At 60.3% G+C, this 15,923-nt stretch carries 21 protein-coding genes; 6 read left to right on the top strand and 15 right to left on the bottom strand.

What is annotated here, in order from left to right; genetic code table 11:
- Positions 1-164: 164 nt before the first annotated feature.
- From Q7C33_RS17855 to soxR, 10 genes are all read right to left on the bottom strand, one after another.
- Positions 165-1,058 carry a metal ABC transporter substrate-binding protein gene (locus tag Q7C33_RS17855; RefSeq protein ID WP_030137805.1) on the bottom strand — a complete coding sequence of 298 codons (894 nt, stop codon included), beginning with the start codon at positions 1,056-1,058 and terminating at the stop codon, positions 165-167.
- A complete protein-coding gene (locus Q7C33_RS17860) occupies positions 1,059-1,958 on the bottom strand; it encodes a metal ABC transporter permease (protein WP_030137806.1) in 900 nt (299 codons plus the stop codon). It lies immediately after the preceding gene.
- Positions 1,958-2,710 (bottom strand): metal ABC transporter ATP-binding protein, encoded by a 753-nt coding sequence (locus Q7C33_RS17865; protein ID WP_407683871.1) that lies wholly within the window; start codon positions 2,708-2,710, stop codon positions 1,958-1,960. The genes Q7C33_RS17860 and Q7C33_RS17865 overlap by 1 nt, the downstream gene beginning before the upstream one ends.
- A complete protein-coding gene (locus Q7C33_RS17870) occupies positions 2,707-3,636 on the bottom strand; it encodes a metal ABC transporter substrate-binding protein (RefSeq protein ID WP_323155815.1) in 930 nt (309 codons plus the stop codon). The genes Q7C33_RS17865 and Q7C33_RS17870 overlap by 4 nt, the downstream gene beginning before the upstream one ends.
- Before the next feature lie 34 nt (positions 3,637-3,670).
- Complete coding sequence (locus tag Q7C33_RS17875) at positions 3,671-4,246, bottom strand: DUF6162 family protein (protein WP_323155816.1); 576 nt, start codon at positions 4,244-4,246, stop codon at positions 3,671-3,673.
- Complete coding sequence (locus Q7C33_RS17880) at positions 4,243-4,569, bottom strand: hypothetical protein (protein WP_030137810.1); 327 nt, start codon at positions 4,567-4,569, stop codon at positions 4,243-4,245. Before Q7C33_RS17880 ends, Q7C33_RS17875 begins: the two co-directional genes overlap by 4 nt.
- Complete coding sequence (locus Q7C33_RS17885) at positions 4,566-5,108, bottom strand: hypothetical protein (RefSeq protein ID WP_030137811.1); 543 nt, start codon at positions 5,106-5,108, stop codon at positions 4,566-4,568. The genes Q7C33_RS17880 and Q7C33_RS17885 overlap by 4 nt, the downstream gene beginning before the upstream one ends.
- Positions 5,105-6,316, bottom strand: coding sequence for a PepSY-associated TM helix domain-containing protein (locus Q7C33_RS17890; RefSeq protein WP_407683872.1), 1,212 nt, complete (start codon positions 6,314-6,316; stop codon positions 5,105-5,107). Before Q7C33_RS17890 ends, Q7C33_RS17885 begins: the two co-directional genes overlap by 4 nt.
- A gap of 243 nt (positions 6,317-6,559) precedes the next feature.
- Entirely contained in the window at positions 6,560-7,018 is a 459-nt protein-coding gene (locus Q7C33_RS17895; RefSeq protein WP_323155818.1) for a VOC family protein, read from the bottom strand.
- A gap of 100 nt (positions 7,019-7,118) precedes the next feature.
- Entirely contained in the window at positions 7,119-7,574 is a 456-nt protein-coding gene (gene soxR, locus Q7C33_RS17900; protein ID WP_030137814.1) for a redox-sensitive transcriptional activator SoxR, read from the bottom strand.
- A 92-nt stretch (positions 7,575-7,666) separates the two neighbouring features.
- Here soxR and Q7C33_RS17905 point away from each other — a divergent pair, with 92 nt between their 5' ends.
- The 5 genes from Q7C33_RS17905 (at position 7,667) to Q7C33_RS17925 (ending at position 12,305) form a co-directional block, all read left to right on the top strand.
- A complete protein-coding gene (locus tag Q7C33_RS17905) occupies positions 7,667-8,071 on the top strand; it encodes an antibiotic biosynthesis monooxygenase (protein WP_217861522.1) in 405 nt (134 codons plus the stop codon).
- Positions 8,072-8,139: 68 nt separating this feature from the next.
- The gene (locus tag Q7C33_RS17910; RefSeq protein WP_030137816.1) at positions 8,140-8,406 is read left to right on the top strand and encodes a hypothetical protein; all 267 of its coding nucleotides are present in this window, start codon (positions 8,140-8,142) and stop codon (positions 8,404-8,406) included.
- Positions 8,407-8,503: 97 nt separating this feature from the next.
- Positions 8,504-9,118 (top strand): LysE family translocator, encoded by a 615-nt coding sequence (locus Q7C33_RS17915; RefSeq protein WP_030137817.1) that lies wholly within the window; start codon positions 8,504-8,506, stop codon positions 9,116-9,118.
- Between the two features lie 162 nt (positions 9,119-9,280).
- The gene (locus Q7C33_RS17920) at positions 9,281-10,447 is read left to right on the top strand and encodes a cysteine desulfurase family protein (RefSeq protein WP_334597186.1); all 1,167 of its coding nucleotides are present in this window, start codon (positions 9,281-9,283) and stop codon (positions 10,445-10,447) included.
- A gap of 49 nt (positions 10,448-10,496) precedes the next feature.
- A complete protein-coding gene (locus Q7C33_RS17925) occupies positions 10,497-12,305 on the top strand; it encodes an aminopeptidase P family protein (protein ID WP_407683873.1) in 1,809 nt (602 codons plus the stop codon).
- A gap of 9 nt (positions 12,306-12,314) precedes the next feature.
- Here Q7C33_RS17925 and Q7C33_RS17930 read toward each other — a convergent pair whose 3' ends face one another.
- Together Q7C33_RS17930 and Q7C33_RS17935 are read right to left on the bottom strand one after the other, a co-directional pair.
- Entirely contained in the window at positions 12,315-12,905 is a 591-nt protein-coding gene (locus Q7C33_RS17930; RefSeq protein WP_407683874.1) for a 2-hydroxychromene-2-carboxylate isomerase, read from the bottom strand.
- Between the two features lie 31 nt (positions 12,906-12,936).
- Positions 12,937-13,665: an SDR family oxidoreductase gene (locus Q7C33_RS17935; RefSeq protein ID WP_258650134.1), complete on the bottom strand. Its 729-nt coding sequence runs from the start codon at positions 13,663-13,665 to the stop codon at positions 12,937-12,939.
- An 89-nt stretch (positions 13,666-13,754) separates the two neighbouring features.
- On the opposite strand from Q7C33_RS17935, the gene Q7C33_RS17940 reads away from it, so the two are divergent.
- Positions 13,755-14,324, top strand: coding sequence for a TetR/AcrR family transcriptional regulator (locus Q7C33_RS17940; RefSeq protein WP_264427873.1), 570 nt, complete (start codon positions 13,755-13,757; stop codon positions 14,322-14,324).
- A gap of 7 nt (positions 14,325-14,331) precedes the next feature.
- On the opposite strand, the gene Q7C33_RS17945 is transcribed toward Q7C33_RS17940, so the two are convergent.
- From Q7C33_RS17945 to Q7C33_RS17955, 3 genes are all read right to left on the bottom strand, one after another.
- On the bottom strand, positions 14,332-14,613 hold the full coding sequence (locus tag Q7C33_RS17945; RefSeq protein WP_181288040.1) for a hypothetical protein: 282 nt from the start codon (positions 14,611-14,613) through the stop codon (positions 14,332-14,334).
- A gap of 168 nt (positions 14,614-14,781) precedes the next feature.
- Positions 14,782-15,669 (bottom strand): threonine/homoserine exporter RhtA, encoded by an 888-nt coding sequence (rhtA, locus tag Q7C33_RS17950; RefSeq protein WP_030137824.1) that lies wholly within the window; start codon positions 15,667-15,669, stop codon positions 14,782-14,784.
- A partial coding sequence (locus Q7C33_RS17955; protein WP_407683875.1) for a hypothetical protein occupies positions 15,669-15,923 on the bottom strand: 255 nt, incomplete at its 5' end. The genes Q7C33_RS17955 and rhtA, both read right to left, overlap by 1 nt.

Raw genomic sequence — 15,923 nt, forward strand, 5'->3', positions numbered from 1 at the left:
GCTCCCACAGTGGATTTGTGGTGAACACAGAATCTTCGAACATCCACGATCAAACCTGTGGGAGCGAGCTTGCTCGCGAAAGCGGAGTGTCAGTCCACATCAATGTTGAATGTGCCGACCTCATCGCGAGCAAGCTCGCACACAGGTTGATCGTATTTCTTCCGTCAGTCCGCCGTCAGTGCGGTGACCACCAGTCCTACATTGCTTTCCAGTTCCGCCACCGGATCGGCGCCATCGGTGCTCAACACCAGCAGTTGGCTACCGCCTTCGGTGATGGCTGCCTTCAGCGCATCCGAGGGCTGGCTATGATGCAGCACCAGCGCCACGTCGTTGTCTTTCAATATGGTCGTCAATTGTTTGAGGGCCTCGGGCGTCCACTCGGTGTCAGGGCGGGCGTCGGTGCTGATGCCATCCAGATTCAATCCACTGATCAAGTAACCGAAATGCTCGCTCAGGCTGACCACGCTCAGGTTGTCAGCGCCGGCGAGGCGTTTTTCGCTGTCGGCGCTGAGTTTGAGCAGGCGCTGCTTGATGGCCGCCAGGTTGGCGTCGATTTTCGCTTTGTCCGCCGGGGCCAGGCGTACCAGGTCGGCGGCGATCACGTCGGCCATGCGCCCCAGGTTATGGCTGGCCATCCACGGCTGGCTCGCCAACCCATCGGCCATGCCCGGTTGCACGGCGATGCCGGGCAGGGCACCGTCCACCGGGCGCGCGGCGTCGACTTCGACGATGCGGATATTGCTGCGTCGAGCCATGGGATACAGCGGGTCGTCCGGCCATAACGAGCGCAGGCCGATCACGGCGTCGGCGTCGCTGGCCAGTTTGCCCAGGGCCGGCGCGCCACGACCACTGAAATAGGCGCTCTGGCGGGTGCCGGGCAGATTGGCGGGCGCCGCTCGCTCCAGGCTGACCTCGGTCCCCTTGAGCAAGGCCTCGCCCAACCCGTAGGTGACCGGCAACGACGCCAGCAGGCGGACCTTTTCAGCAGCGAATGATGAAGTGACGGCCACGCCGCACAACGCAACGGCCAGGGTCAGTTGTCGCAATGAAAAAACCATTTATCCAAGATTCCCTTTGAGGCTGGGGACGACGCCACGGGCGATGGCGCTCAGGGCGAAGGCGATGCCGGCTACCAGAATGATCGCGGCACCGGACGGGATCGGCAGGTCGAACACAATCGGCGCGAGGATCCCGCACAAGGTACTGACAGTGGCGATCAGCACCGAGCACCAGAAAAAGCCTTTCAACGATTGGCTGAGCAGGCGCGCCGCCGCCGCCGGAATCACCAGCAACGCCCCCACCAGGATGGCGCCGATGACTTTCACCGCCGCCACGGTGATCAACGTCACCAGGACCACGAACAGGTAGTCCAGCGTCTTGACCGCCACCCCGCGCACCGCCGCCAGTTGCGGATTGAAGCTGGCGAGCATGATGCGGTTGTACAGCGGCAACGCCAGCGCCATCACCAACGAGCCGACCACTGCGAGTACCAGCAGGTCGTTGCCGTTCACCGTCAGCACCGAGCCGAACAGCACGTTCTCCAGGATGTGCACGTTGATCTTGCCTGCCAGGATCAACAGCAGGCTCGCGCCCAAGGCCAGGGACACGGAAAGGAAGACGCCGATCAGCGTGTCGGGCGCGAGGCCGGTGCGGTTGCGCAGGTAATTGAGCAGGATGCCGAACAACAGGCAGTAGCCGAACAGGCTGCCGTAAGGCCCGGTGTAGGGTTCGCCGAGCAGGATGCCGATGGCCACGCCGGTCAGCGCCGCATGGCCCACCGCCTCGGAGAAAAACGCGAAGCGCTTGACCACCACCAGCGTGCCGAGGCCGCCCAGCACCGGGCCGATCAACAGCCCGGCCAACAACGCGTTGACCACAAAGCCATAGGCCAGCGCCTCGGGCAGATATCCGGACGAGGCCCAGCCTTGGACCATCAAGCGAAAGGCTTCATAGCTCATCAGGCTGCGCTCCCGTTCGTGCGTGGATGGGTGGAAAACAGCGTCAGCAGTCGCTCCGGGGTCAGGGTCTGGCGTGGCGGGCCGTCGAACAGTACCCGGCGATTCAGGCCGGTGACACGGTCGGCCAGGCGTCCGACGGCTTCCAGGTCGTGTTCGATCCACAGCACGGTGATCCCGGCCTGGCGCCAGTCCTGCAGCAACCGTTCAAACACCTGGATGCCGGCCTCGTCGAGGGCTGACATCGGTTCGTCCAGCACCAGCAGTAGTGGTGAAGGAATCAGGCCTTGGGCGAGCAATACCCGCTGGCGCTCGCCGCCAGACAGCGCGCCCATGCGTCGCTTGCGCTTGTCGTGCATGCCGACCCGCTCCAGGGCCCGGCCGATGGCATCCGCGTAATGTTTGCTCAAGCCGAGAAAGGCTGGCCGTCGCTGACACATCGCCGCCATGAAATCGTCCACCGTCATGGGCAGGCCCCGATCGAATTCCAGTGCCTGAGGAACGTAGCCGATGACGCCGGGCTCACCAGGCCATTGCAAGCTAAGGCGTCCCTGGTGCGGCATTTGTCCGAGCAAGGTCTTGATCAGCGAACTCTTGCCGCCGCCATTGGGGCCGACCAAGGCATGGACGCTGCCGGGTTGCACCTGGAAGCCCACGTTGTCGAGAATCGTGGTGCGCCCCAGCTCAAGGCTGATGTCGGCGAACTCGATCAACGGACCGGCCGGTTGCTGGATAAGGGTTTCCTGTACGGTCATGCGCCGGACTCCTGGATCGCGCGGACCACGGTGTCGAGGTTGCCGGTCATCTCTTTTTCGTATTTCTCGGCGCTGTATTCACCGTAGGAAATGTGTGAAAGCGGATACAGCTTTACGCCCGACTCACGCTGGATGGTGTCGACGTAGGTTGAAGGGAAATCCATCTCCGAAAAAATCACCTTCACGTCCAGCTCGCGCAGTTGGTCGATGGTCTTTTTCAACTGGCTGGGGCTCGGCTCGATGCCATGGGCCGGCTCGACCACGGCGGTCACTTCCAGGCCGAATTCGCGCAGCAGGTAGTCATAGGCGGCATGGACCGTGGCGACTCGCAGCTCGGCATTCGGTGCCTGGGTCAGCTTGGCCAAGGCGTCGGCGCGCATTTGCCGCAGGCGCTTGCCGTAGGCGCGGGCGTTTTGCGTGTAGGTCTTGGCGTTGTCCGGGTCGAGCTTGCCCAGCTCCCGGGCGATATTGTTGACCTGGGCAATGGAGGCGCTGATAGACAGGAAGGTGTGGGGATTGACGACCTTGCCCGCGCCCCGGGCGGCGGTGCCAGTGGCGGCCAGCAAGGGCACGTTTTCGTTGGCTTCGATGACCTTCACGTTCGGCGTTTCGCTGGCAGCGATCATGCGGTCGGCGAAATCGTCATGGCCGACGCCGTTGAGCACGATCACATCCAGGCCGCTGATGCGCTTGATGTCTTCGGCCCTGGGCTCGTAGGCGTGGGGGTTGAAACCGGCCGGGATCAGCGGCACCACTTCGGCCTTGTCGCCGACGATATTGGCTACGTAGCTGTAATAGGGGTGCAAGGTGATGCCGATGCGCAGGCGCTTGGCTGTATCGGCGTTCACCTGTGATGTGAACAGGCAGGCGAGCAGGCCGATCAACAGCAGGCGCAGCAAGGGGCGGCGTTGGGAGGCGATAGACATGGGCAAGCGGTCTTCTCTTGAATGAGGGCGTGAGTCAATGCCGGTGCTGGCGGGTTACGCCGGCATCGAACTGCGCGACGATCTGTTGCCAACCAGCGGCGGACAATGCAGCCTCGTCCAATGCGGTGGGCGCGGTCGCAGGATGGCTGCGGTTGAGCCAGATGTCCGGGGGCGCGTCGGATCTTTCGCTGATGCGCATCAGAAAGGAGCCCGCAACGGACCGGTTGCTGCTCGCGCCGAAGTAGGCACGTTCATCCAGCAGTTGCCAGGCGTGCCCGCCGCGACTGACCGAACTGGCGTCCTGTGCGAACGGGGCAAAGCCTTCATCGGCCAACGCCTCCGGGACGGGAAGGGCTTGCTCGCTTTCGCGCAGGATGCGGATTTCGTCCAGCGTCACCCGCAGGTCGGCATAAATACCTTGCTCGGCGGCGCTGAGGTCGCGGCGGGCGTCCAACTGGTTGCTTTCCAGGTGGGCGACCTCCTGGGTTTCGCCATGCCAGGCCACCACCGAACCGGCGCCCAAGACGATGATCAGGCACAACAGCAGGACGTAAAGGGTTTCATGGCCGGCGCCCGCGGGGCGGATGACTTGAGTGGTGGGAGCGCTCATGGGGCCTCGATGTCGGCTTGGTCGATCTCCACCACGTGGCCGGGGCCGGCGTCGAAGAGTACGTAGAATTCAGCGTTCGGTTTCTTGAAAGTCAGCTTCGAGTCGGCGCCGAGCTTGCCGGGGACCAGGATGGTTTCGTCGTAGCCGATCACATCCAAGGTCACCCCCGGAGCGCCGCTGCCGTCGGAAAAGCCGCCGGTGCACTGGATCTGTTCGGCGTCGATGGCCTTGCATTCGCACATGGGGTTGTGGGCCAGTGCGCTGGTGCTCAAGCCTGCGCACAGCAGCAGCGCCAGGCTGTTGAGGGGGGCGCGGAAGGTCATGGTCGGGCTCCTTGGGTTTTAAGCCAGGCGACGGTGGCCGGGGAGGCCTGGTCCAGGGGAATGGAGGCTTGATGCATCGAGCCATCCCAGCCTTCGAGGGTGATCCACAGCTCGGCGTCTGGCTGAGTCTTCTTTGGCACCGGCAACATGGCGCCCATGCGATAGGGCGACCCGAAGAAAATCACCCCGGCGGCCCGCAGGCTGCGAGGCTTGCCGATGCGCAGGTAGGTGGCTTTCACCTGGCTGATGCAGCGTTGGCACAAAGCGGCATTGAAGTGCTTCATGGGGCCGGCAGGACCTTGGGTACGGGGCGCTTCGTTGCGAAACTCCGCCAGTCGCAGGCTCCACGGTCCAACCTGGATTTCGCCGACTTCCCGCTCACCGAGCCCGCCGTCACCCCGGAACAACGCCGCTTCCGAGAGGTACTTGGGCATGAAGCCCAAGGGGATCAGCAGCAACAGCACATTGAGATGGAAGCGCCATTTATGCCAGAACCGGCCCAGGCTTGAAGGTGATGTGGTTGTGGTGGACGGGTTCACAGGCTGCCCTCCGGTGAGTCACGGTGAAGGGGCTGCAACGACGACGCAATCCGAGCTGGTCGGGCAGGTTTCTGGCTGCGCTTGACGGCGTTGGCGGTGGCCAGGGCCGTGCGTTTGGTCCAGATCAGCAATCCGCTGAGGACCATCATGCTCAGGATCAGGCCAAAGAAAAACCAGATGAGCTTGATCCAGATCCCGCCAAAGTCCCCGGTGTGCAAGGGCCGCATGGATTCGGTGACGAACTCCAGTGCCGTACGGTCCGACAACAACCGCGAGGCGTCCACCTCACCGTTGTAGGGATTGATGGTTGCGGTCTGGAACATCAATGGGTACCAGCCGCGTCCGCCGACCTCCAGATGGCTGTAGGCATTGCCCGGCAGGCTGACGAAACTTGCTTCCAGCCCAGGAATTTGCTGCCGGGCAATCTCGATGGCACGGTCCAGGTTCAATTGCGCTGGAGCAGCACCATCGGCAGACAACGGAACGCTTTCACGGGCCACGACCGGTACGACCGGGGCGCTGGAGATGGAAATGCCGTTGTCGGCCAGCGCGGCTTCGATCAGGAACCAGGTACCGGTCACGGAAATCACCGCGATGAACCAGATCGACCAGATGCCACTGAGCCGATGGAAATCGCCCCAGAAAATACGGGCGCCGTGGCGGATGCGCAGGGTCGGGCGCAGGAAACCTTTCCAGAAACGCTTGTAGACGACAAGCCCTGTCACCAGCGACGCCAGCATCGGCAGGCCGAGTAACGACACCAGGTACCAGCCCCAGCTGTAGCCGTTGGTGAACGGCACCAGCCACCAGCCATGCAGGGCGCGGGTGAAGCCTCGGAAGTTGAACGCCGGGGCCGATCCCTGGATAACGCCGCTGTACGGATTGACATAGACAGTATCCGGCCGCCCGTCGGGGTAAGTGACCTTGGCTTCCAGGGCAAAATGCGACTCATCCGGACGCACGATACTTTGCACCTGGGTCAGCGGCTGGGCTTGCTTGATGGCGGCGATGACCTGATCGTAGCTGAGCAACGGGGCGTCATCGGTGGGCTTGCTGGCGCGCATTTCGGGGTTGACCAGCCAGACGATCTCCTGGCTGACCACGGCCAAGGTGCCGGTGACGCAGACGATCAGCACGAAAAACCAGATAGGCAGCGCCAACCAGCTATGGACGAGGAACCAGAGTTTGGAGCGGGACTTCTTGGACATGATTGAACGTCTTGATTCGATGAAAGGTTCCGTGTCACGGGCTTCGTAACACTGAGAACCCTGAAAAGCAGGCCGTGGCTTTTGCCGACGCGGCCTGCTGCATCTAATTAAGACGAACGAGCAAGTGAAATCCTGAAGGGGAAGATGAAAGAAAATGTTTCGCGTTTGCGATGGGGGCGACTTTATTTTTTGCGGCGAGGGAGCAAGCCCCCTCGCCAGGGTTAACGCTGTCTTCTAAACGCGTCAGCCTTGTTGGAACATTTCCCTGGCTCGCTGCTCGATCTGCTCCTGAGTCAGGTTCTCCTTGCGCGTTGCCAGGAACCACAAATGCCCGTAAGGATCTTTCAGGGTGCCCGAGCGATCACCATAGAACTGATCCTTGACCTCGGAAATCACCGTGCCTCCGGCCTCGATCGCCTGGGCGAATGCGCTGTCCACGTCGTTGACATATAAATGCAGGCCTACCGACGGCGATCGATCCGGATTGCTCAGCGGACCTTGGTCGCAAGGCGTGCCAAGCATGATCGGGCAATCACCGATCCGCAGTTCGGCATGGCCGATGCCGCCGTCGGGCATGCTCAGGCGCATGACCTCGGTTGCGTTGAAGGCTTTCTTGTAGAAATCGATGGCTTCGGCGGCTTTCCGGATGCCCAGATAAGGCGTGATGCTGTGATAACCATCAGGAATGGCTTTGACGCCCATGACCATTTCTCCTTGTTGTTATGGGAGGACGACTTTCGTCGATTTTCGCTCACCACTATAGAACGCCGCCCATGGGAGGGCTCACGCCCCGACGAACGTCTCACGGCTCGTCCAACAAATGCGCCCCCGGTCCTCGCTTGCCAAGCACGTCGCCCTGATTGCGCAGGGGGCAATGTTCCATCGACAGGCAACCGCAGCCGATACAGCCGGTGAGCCGGTCGCGCAGGGCGATCAGTTGATCGATGCGCTCATCCAGATTCCGGCTCCATTGCGCAGATAAGGTCTTCCAGTCGGCCGCTGTCGGGGCGCGATTCTGCGGCAGATTTTTCAGCGCTTCGCCAATTTCCGCCAAGGGGATGCCCAGGCGCTGGGCGACTTTGATCAGCGCCACGCGCCGCAGGACTTCTCGGGGGTAGCGACGTTGATTGCCCTGGTTGCGAGTGCTTTTGATCAGCCCCTTGGTTTCATAGAAGTGCAGCGCCGTGACCGCCACGCCACTGCGAGCGGCGACTTGGCCGACGGTGAGCTCCTTGTGAAAGTTGATGGGCGTCGTCATTCCAATCACCGCTTGACCTTGACTTAACTAGAGGTTTTACCCTGCTGGCCTTCGGATCGCAAGATTCGCCTTACCTCAACGGGGGACCTTTAATGCAACCGCCAATCAGCTTCACGCATTTGATTGAATTCGACATCGAGCCTCAAAGGCAGCAGGCGCTGGTGGACGCCCTGACAGAACAGACCGAGCGCCTGGCGCGGGATTTCCCGGGCTTTCTCAGCGCCAGTGTCCAGGCCAGCGAGGACGGGCGACGGGTCCTCAACTGCTTGCAATGGCAAACCCGCGAAGCAGGGGAAGCGGCGTTTCGAAGCGTTGAAAATGGCGAGGAAAATTTCTGGCGGCTGATCCAGAAGCATCGGGCCAAAGCGGTGACGTTCGGCTCTTTTCAGGTCCTGCGCAACATCGAGCGCAGCCTGGACGGTGCGCTGCATTGCCCGTGGGTCAACCCAGCGCAACGGGGGATCCGAGAGGGCGATACCCACTATCAAAAGCGTTGATTTCTGCCGTTTCACGTCGGCGGGTAGCCTTTGTTCATCGCCCAACTTCAGAACATCGGACACCCGCCATGAACCGTATCCTTGCCGTCTTGCTGCTGTTGACTGCCACCGTATTGAGCGGTTGCGCCTCGTCGTCTCCGGAGCTGCGTCCGTATACGGCGGAAGAAACCCGCGAGCTGGCCCTCGAAGCCTTGAATCGCCGGGGGCTTTCGTTCGAGGAATATCACGCGAAGAAAGCCGAATTGCTCGGGCCATCGCAGAAGAACGTCGGCTTCGATGAGCGCGGCGAAATGAATGCCGAACAGACCGTCCAATTGCCTGGCCGGCCAAGCTGAAGGACTGTACCGCTCGAAGTTTTGCCTAACTGTCCATGGGCGTGTGCCGGGGCGTGGGGTAGGGTCATCACCTGACTGCCCGACGGATTGACCTGCCATGACCCTCTCGCTTGATTTGCTGCTGGGCTTCGCCCTGTTTGCCTTGGTGACCTCGATCACACCTGGCCCCAACAACACGATGTTGCTGGCCTCGGGTGTCAATTTCGGTTTCAACCGTACCATCCCGCATATGCTGGGTATCACCTGCGGATTCTTTTCCCTGGTGCTGGCGGTGGGCCTCGGGCTGGGTGCGGTGTTCCAGACCTATCCTCTGCTCTACACCTTGTTGCGCTACGTTGGCGCGGCATACCTGATGTACCTGGCATGGAAAATCGCGCATTCCGGTCCTGTCTCGGACAGCGCAGCGGGCAACAACAAGCCGATCAGCTATTGGGGCGCGGCAGCCTTCCAATGGGTCAACCCAAAGGCCTGGATCATGGCCATCGGCGCCATCAGCACCTATACCCCCCTGCAAGGCTACTTTTTCAACGTGGTGGTGATCGCGGCAGTGTTTGCCCTGATCAACCTGCCAAGCGTCAGCCTGTGGGTGGTCTGCGGCAGCCTGTTGCGCAACCTTCTGCGCGATCGTCGGTGGCTACGCCTGTTCAACTGGGGCATGGCACTGCTGCTGGTGGCATCGCTGTATCCGTTGTTGATGGAAAGCATGAGTTGAGGGCTGAGCTTCGACGCGATGCCTGCTAAGCTCGCTGTTTCCAGGAGCGTTCCTACGCACTTTTAAATGAAGTCCGACTTCTTTAAGGTCTTGATCAGGTAAAGCTTGTCTCGAACCCAACGAGGGCACCCTGGTCCCGGAACAGGCTCTGCGAGTTTTCTTATGAATAAGCGTCCTTTGTATTTTGATTATGCCGCCACCACGCCGGTGGATGAGCGGGTCATCCAGGTCATGGTCCAATGCCTGGGTTTCGACGGTAACTTTGGCAACCCGGCCTCCAGCTCCCATGCCTTCGGCCAGGAGGCTCGACGTGCCGTGGAGCAGGCGCGCCGGCAGGTGGCCCAACTCGTTGGGGCTCAAGCCGGACAGATTGTCTGGACGTCCGGGGCTACCGAATCCAACAACTTGGCAATCAAGGGCGTGGCCCAGGCGCTCGGCGTGCGCAAGGGGCACCTGGTGACCAGCCTGATCGAGCACAAGGCGGTCCTCGATACCGTCAAGCAATTGGAGGAGGGCGGTGTCGCGGTGACTTGGCTGGCGCCGGATGCCGATGGCCTGATCACCCCGCAAGCGGTTCGCGAGGCGCTGCGCGAAGATACGTTCCTGGTGTCGCTGATGCTGGTGAACAACGAGTTGGGCACCGTCAACGACGCCGTTGCCATCGGTGAGATCGTTCGCGAGCACGGCGCGCTCTTCCATATGGACGCGGCCCAGGGTGCCGGGAAAGTGAGTATCGACCTGACCCGGTGGCCGGTGGACCTGATGTCTTTTTCCGCGCACAAAATCTATGGCCCCAAGGGCATCGGTGCACTTTATGTCGGTGACCGCGCGCGGCCGCGCCTGTCGGCGCAGATCCACGGCGGAGGCCATGAAGGTGGGTTGCGTTCCGGTACCCTGGCGACCCATCAGATTGCAGCCATGGGCGCGGCGTTCGAGCTGGCGGCGCAGTCGTTTGACGAGGAACTTGCCCATATCGCCCGGTTGCGCAATCGTTTGCTTGAGCCGCTGTTGGCATTGCCTGGCGTGTGTATCAATGGCAGCGCCACCCAGCGCATTGCGCATACGCTGAGCCTGACTTTCAACGAAGGCGAGTTCAATCCGGCCGCGCTGGGCGCTTCGATTGCTTTTTCCGCCACATCGGCCTGCAACTCGGCGAATAACGCACCCTCCCACGTACTGTTGGCCCTCGGGCACGACGAACGGGCGGCGAGCCGCACCATTCGCTTGAGCCTGGGACGTTACACCCATGAACAAGACATCGACGAGGCGGTGCGGTTGATCAAGGCGGCCTGTGCCGCTGCGCCAGCATTCTGGGCGACACCCACCTGAGCCGAACCTATTCGGCATCGAACAACAATATTGATTAGCAGGAGTGATGATGAGTACCCAGCCTTTGACCCCAGGACAGGTTCCGCAGCGCCTGGCTCGAATCCGCCAGTTGATGAGCGACGAGGGCATCCACGCATTGCTGGTGCCTTCGGCCGACCCGCATCTCTCGGAGTACCTGCCGGGCTACTGGCAAGGGCGCCAGTGGTTGTCCGGTTTCCATGGCTCGGTTGGGACCTTGATCGTCACTGCGGATTTTGCCGGGGTTTGGGCTGACAGCCGTTATTGGGAGCAGGCCACCAAGGAACTGGAGGGCAGTGGTATCGAGCTGGTCAAGCTTGTTCCGGGTCAGCCCGGCCCGCTGGATTGGCTCGGCGAACAGACGCCCGAGGGAAGCGTGGTTGCGGTTGACGGTGCGGTGATGGCCGTCGCATCGGCTCGAACGCTGAGCGGCAAGCTTGAGTCTCGCGGTGCGCGGCTGCGTACCGACATCGACCTGCTACAGAAGATTTGGAGTGATCGCCCAAGCCTGCCTGATCAACCCGTCTACGCCCACCTGCCACCGCAAGCGACGATCAGCCGTGTCGAGAAGCTCGCGAAGCTGCGCGAATCCCTCAAGGAACGTGGCGCCGATTGGCATTTCATCGCCACCCTCGATGACATTGCCTGGCTGTTCAACTTGCGTGGCGCGGATGTGTCCTTCAATCCTGTGTTCGTTTCCTTTGCCTTGATCAGCCAGCAACAGGCAACGCTTTTCGTCGCCTTGAACAAGGTCGACGCACCGCTGCGCGCGGTTCTCGAACGGGATGGCGTGACGCTACGGGACTACAGCGAGGCTGGCGCCGCGCTGCGCGAGGTGCCCAATGGCATGAGCCTGCAGATCGATCCGGCGCGGGTCACGGTCGGCTTGCTGGATAATCTTGGCAGCGGTGTGAAGTTGATCGAAGGACTCAATCCCACGACGTTGGCAAAATCGCGCAAGAGCTTGGCGGATGCCGAACATATCCGTAAGGCCATGGAGCAGGACGGGGCGGCGCTCTGTGAGTTTTTTGCCTGGCTGGAAAGTGCCTGGGGGCGCGAACGTATCACCGAGCTGACCATTGATGAACACCTCACCGCAGCCCGAAAGCGTCGGCCGGATTTTGTTTCCTTGAGCTTCAATACCATCGCTGCATTCAATGCCAATGGCGCGATGCCTCATTACCACGCCACGGAAGAGGCGCACGCCGTTATCGAAGGCGATGGCTTGCTGCTGATCGATTCGGGTGGGCAGTATCTCGGTGGAACCACGGACATCACCCGCATGGTGCCGGTCGGAACGCCGACGTCAGAGCAGAAGCGTGATTGCACCCGAGTGCTCAAGGGCGTGATTGCCTTGTCCCGGGCCAGATTTCCCCAAGGCATTCTGTCGCCTTTGCTGGATGCTATCGCCCGCGCGCCGATCTGGGCCGAGCAGGTGGATTATGGCCATGGCACGGGTCATGGGGTCGGTTATTTCCTCAATGTCCATGAAGGACCTCAGGTCATTGCCTATCAGGCCGCCGCTGCGCCACAAACCGCGATGCAGCCAGGGATGATCACGTCGATTGAGCCGGGCACCTATCGTCCAGGTCGCTGGGGCGTGCGCATCGAGAACCTCGTCATCAATCGCGAGGCGGGCAGCAGCGAGTTTGGCGCGTTCCTGGAATTCGAAACGCTCACGCTGTGCCCGATCGACACTCGCTGCCTGGAGCCGTCGCTGCTGACCCAGGATGAAAAAGACTGGTTCAACGCTTACCACGCCGAGGTTCGGCGTCGATTGAGCCCATTGCTGGAAGGCGACGCGCTGCAATGGCTGAACACGCGAACGGCGGCCATCTGACGCGAAGGATCAAGCTAGGGCTTCACGGACGAAGTCCAGTCGATCCTGCCCGAAGAACAGCTCATTGCCGACAAACATGCTCGGAGCGCCGAACACGCCCCGGCGAATGGCTTCTTCGGTCGTGCTTTTGAGCTGCTCCTTGACCAACTGGTCGGTCGTCAGGGCAAGTACATATTCAGGGTCGAAACCACCTTCGCTCAGGACCGCCGCGACGGTTGCCGGATCGTTGAGGTTGCGCGCGTTTACCCACAGCGCTTGGAACAGGCAATCAATAAAAGACTGGAAACGGTCAGGTTGATGCAATTGCATGCCGGTCACGGCACGCATCAGCAGCAGTGTATTGATTGGGAAGTGAGGATTGAGCTTGAACTCGACACCGTAGCGCTTGGCGAAACGATTCAAGTCCTGAAATAGATAGGGGCCCTTGGCTGGCACAGTAACAGGGGATGCATTACCCGTTGCCTTGAAGACGCCACCGAGCAACATGGGACGGTAAAGCAGCGCACTGTCAGCTTGTGCGCAAAGCGTGGGCAACTGGGTATAGGCCAGATAGGTAGTCGGGCTGCCGAGATCGAAGAAAAATTCCACTGATTTGTTCATGAGCATTGCTCTCTTATTGGTAGGAGGCGGCTTACCAGCGTTCGCTCCAGGGACGCAGGTCCAGCTCGAATGTCCAGGCGTCACGGGGCTGGGCGTGCAGGTACCAATAATTTTCGGCAATGTGTTCGGGGTCGAGGATGCCATCCTCATCCTTGGTTGCGTATTTTTCCGGGAAGTTGTCGCGGATGAAGTCTGTGTCGATGGCGCCATCCACCACCACGTGGGCGACATGAATATTCATGGGGCCCAATTCGCGCGCCATGCTCTGGGCCAACGCGCGAATGCCATGTTTGGCCCCCGCAAATGCTGCGAATCCGGATGCTCCGCGCAACCCCGCCGTAGCCCCGGTAAACAGGATCGTCCCGCGGCGACGCGTGGCCATCCGCTTGGCCACTTCCCGGGCATTGAGAAAACCTGAGAAGCAGGCCATTTCCCAGATCTTGAAATATTTGCGTGCGGTTTCCTCAAGGATGCTACAGGGAACATTCGCGCCAATGTTAAAGACAAAGGCTTCGATCGGACCGATCTGATTCTCGATCTGCTCAATCAGCGCGATTACATCTTCTTCCCTACGGGCGTCGCAGGCAAAACCGTGAGCTTCCCCGCCTTGGGCCCTTATATCGTCGACCAATGGCTCAAGCTTGTCGGCACTTCGACGCGTAACGCAGGCCACGAAACCTTCCCGGGCGAAACGCCTGGCGATCGCGCCACCCGTGGCGTCGCCGGCACCCACAACCAGTACGACCTTCTTATTATTCATGGCTAGCTCCATTGCTAAACGATCGTTAACTAAACGGACGTTATGCTAAGATCCGGCCAGCGTCAAGGTGATGATCAAGAGGCAAGACAATGCGCTATTCGGCCAATCACAAGATGGAAACCCGCGAGAAACTGCTCGCCAGTAGTGCCGTATCGGCCAAGACGTCAGGTTTTTCGACGGTAGGGGTTGATGGCCTGATGAAGGCGATCGGGTTGAGCGGCGGGGCGTTTTATAGTCACTTTTCGTCCAAGGACGAGCTTTTCCAGGCTATCGTCGAGCGCGAGCTGGCTCATAGCCTGGACCGCTTGAGTGGTAATGGGGTCATGGACTCAGCGAAGCTGGAACGCTGTCTCAAGCAATACCTGAGCATGAGCCATGTCGAGCATCCGGAGGCGGGGTGTGCCTTGCCGGTATTGGGCGCTGAGATTGCGCGTTCGGATGTGCAGGTACGCGAGGCAGCGCAAACGTGGATATGTCGTTTGCATGACGGCTGGGCAAAAGTGTTGGGCAGCGATAGCTTGGCCTGGGCGATCCTGTCGCAATGCGTTGGGGCGCTTGTCGTCGCACGCATGCTCGTCACGCCGGAAGTCCAGCGTGATGTTCTCAAATCCAGTCATGAGGAAATCAGCCGTCGGCTGGCTGAGCGGCAATCTGACTGACCTGCCGCTATTTGCAGATCACGATCATGCTGCGACTGGTGTAGCCGGCTGGGTTGAGTCCGAAAGGGTAATCTCCCGGCTCCTCGACTGCATCACCCGATTTGGCAATGACCTTGTAGTTTTTTGGGGCGCATGAGTTCGCGGCGGTGGCGGCGCACTGGTCCCAGGATGACGTCAGGCCAGAACAATTGATGTGCAGGCCTTTTTTACCACGCTTGATTTCGGTTTTCGATGTCGCTGCGCAGCCTGCAATTGCAAGTACCGCGATCAGTATCAGAATTCGTTTCATTCCCGTCCTTATGCCGTCGCGGATCTTTTGCCTGCGTACGGCTGCTTTCGCTTTGGTCTTAAGCGTACATGACGTCCTTGTATGAAAAAATTCCATGCCGACCATTAGGTTACGGCTCTAAACATGGCCTAAATACGCGGCAAATACCAGAGCTACGTAAAAAGCTGCTCAATCTGCTGCGATGGCCGGCTTCGCGGTCTCCCCCATGGTCAACGTCGCGCCGATCGAAGCGAGAATAATGCAGGTAATGGCAGCCCATTGGGACAGTGAAAGGTATTCATGAAGGAATATCAGTCCTGACAACGCACCGATCGCGGGCTCTACGCTCATCAGCGTCCCGAACGTACGGGCTGGAATGCGGGTGAGGGCAATCATTTCCAAGGTATAAGGCAGGGCAGTGGACAGGATGGCGACACCAACGGCGATTGGAATCAGGCTTGGTGTCAGCAGTGTGGCCCCAGCGTGAACGATGCCAATAGGGGCTACAAACAGTGCTGCGATCATGACCCCCAAAGCTGCGGTCTGCACGCCATTGTCCGCTCCAGCTTTCTGGCCAAACAGGATGTACAGCGCCCAACAAACTCCGGCGCCCAGGGCATAGGCAGCACCGATCAGGTCGATGCCGGTGCTGGTGGCCCCGGAGGGTATGAGCAGCAACAAGCCAATCACCGCCAGGGCAATCCAGAGAAAATCAATCGCCCGGCGTGACGCGTAGATAGCGACCGCCAGGGGGCCGGTGAATTCCAGTGCCACGGCAATGCCCAGCGGAACGGTGCGCAGTGACATATAGAAGAGGAAATTCATTCCACCCAGAGCCATTCCGTAGATCACTACGGTGCGCAAGGATTGGGCGGTGAGTTTGGCTCTCCATGGACGTAGCAACAACAGCATGATGATGCTGGCGAAAATGAGGCGTAGCGTCGTGGTGCCTTGTGCACCCACTACCGGGAACATGCTCTTGGCGAGTGACGCGCCGGACTGGATCGATGCCATGGCGATCAGTAGTAGGGCAACCGGGTATAAAGAGGATGCCAGGCTGCGATTTGGTGGGGTCATTACAAGGTTTCATCCATTGCGAAGGCTGGAGAAGTGGTTTTTGAGCAATATAGTGCGCATTTCACGCGACGCAGTCTATATATAAGACGGGCTTGCACCGTTTCGGCCAGAAAAATGGAGAAAGAGGAAATAACGGTTGACGGCAGATTCCAGGTGTCTATAATTCGCCCCACTTCCGGCGCAGTCGAAACGGAAAACTCCTTGAGTTTCAATGAGTTAAGTAGGTTTCGATAGGTCAGGCGCTTCAGTTCATC

It is taken from the genome of Pseudomonas sp. BP11-1-1, assembly GCF_052112105.1.
GTDB lineage: Bacteria > Pseudomonadota > Gammaproteobacteria > Pseudomonadales > Pseudomonadaceae > Aquipseudomonas > Aquipseudomonas alvandae.

Excerpts from the sequence above, each read along its gene's own strand:
- Q7C33_RS17855 (WP_030137805.1), bottom strand. The coding sequence starts at position 1,058 with ATGGTTTTTTCATTGCGACAACTGACCCTGGCCGTTGCGTTGTGCGGC.
- Q7C33_RS17920 (WP_334597186.1), top strand. The coding sequence starts at position 9,281 with ATGAATAAGCGTCCTTTGTATTTTGATTATGCCGCCACCACGCCGGTG.
- Q7C33_RS17890 (WP_407683872.1), bottom strand. The coding sequence starts at position 6,316 with ATGTCCAAGAAGTCCCGCTCCAAACTCTGGTTCCTCGTCCATAGCTGG.
- Q7C33_RS17910 (WP_030137816.1), top strand. The coding sequence starts at position 8,140 with ATGAACCGTATCCTTGCCGTCTTGCTGCTGTTGACTGCCACCGTATTG.
- Q7C33_RS17870 (WP_323155815.1), bottom strand. The coding sequence starts at position 3,636 with ATGTCTATCGCCTCCCAACGCCGCCCCTTGCTGCGCCTGCTGTTGATC.
- Q7C33_RS17930 (WP_407683874.1), bottom strand. The coding sequence starts at position 12,905 with ATGAACAAATCAGTGGAATTTTTCTTCGATCTCGGCAGCCCGACTACC.
- rhtA (WP_030137824.1), bottom strand. The coding sequence starts at position 15,669 with ATGACCCCACCAAATCGCAGCCTGGCATCCTCTTTATACCCGGTTGCC.
- Q7C33_RS17945 (WP_181288040.1), bottom strand. The coding sequence starts at position 14,613 with ATGAAACGAATTCTGATACTGATCGCGGTACTTGCAATTGCAGGCTGC.
- Q7C33_RS17925 (WP_407683873.1), top strand. The coding sequence starts at position 10,497 with ATGAGTACCCAGCCTTTGACCCCAGGACAGGTTCCGCAGCGCCTGGCT.
- Q7C33_RS17895 (WP_323155818.1), bottom strand. The coding sequence starts at position 7,018 with ATGGGCGTCAAAGCCATTCCTGATGGTTATCACAGCATCACGCCTTAT.
- Q7C33_RS17905 (WP_217861522.1), top strand. The coding sequence starts at position 7,667 with ATGCAACCGCCAATCAGCTTCACGCATTTGATTGAATTCGACATCGAG.
- Q7C33_RS17940 (WP_264427873.1), top strand. The coding sequence starts at position 13,755 with ATGCGCTATTCGGCCAATCACAAGATGGAAACCCGCGAGAAACTGCTC.
- Q7C33_RS17915 (WP_030137817.1), top strand. The coding sequence starts at position 8,504 with ATGACCCTCTCGCTTGATTTGCTGCTGGGCTTCGCCCTGTTTGCCTTG.
- soxR (WP_030137814.1), bottom strand. The coding sequence starts at position 7,574 with ATGACGACGCCCATCAACTTTCACAAGGAGCTCACCGTCGGCCAAGTC.
- Q7C33_RS17865 (WP_407683871.1), bottom strand. The coding sequence starts at position 2,710 with ATGACCGTACAGGAAACCCTTATCCAGCAACCGGCCGGTCCGTTGATC.
- Q7C33_RS17935 (WP_258650134.1), bottom strand. The coding sequence starts at position 13,665 with ATGAATAATAAGAAGGTCGTACTGGTTGTGGGTGCCGGCGACGCCACG.
- Q7C33_RS17880 (WP_030137810.1), bottom strand. The coding sequence starts at position 4,569 with ATGACCTTCCGCGCCCCCCTCAACAGCCTGGCGCTGCTGCTGTGCGCA.
- Q7C33_RS17860 (WP_030137806.1), bottom strand. The coding sequence starts at position 1,958 with ATGAGCTATGAAGCCTTTCGCTTGATGGTCCAAGGCTGGGCCTCGTCC.
- Q7C33_RS17875 (WP_323155816.1), bottom strand. The coding sequence starts at position 4,246 with ATGAGCGCTCCCACCACTCAAGTCATCCGCCCCGCGGGCGCCGGCCAT.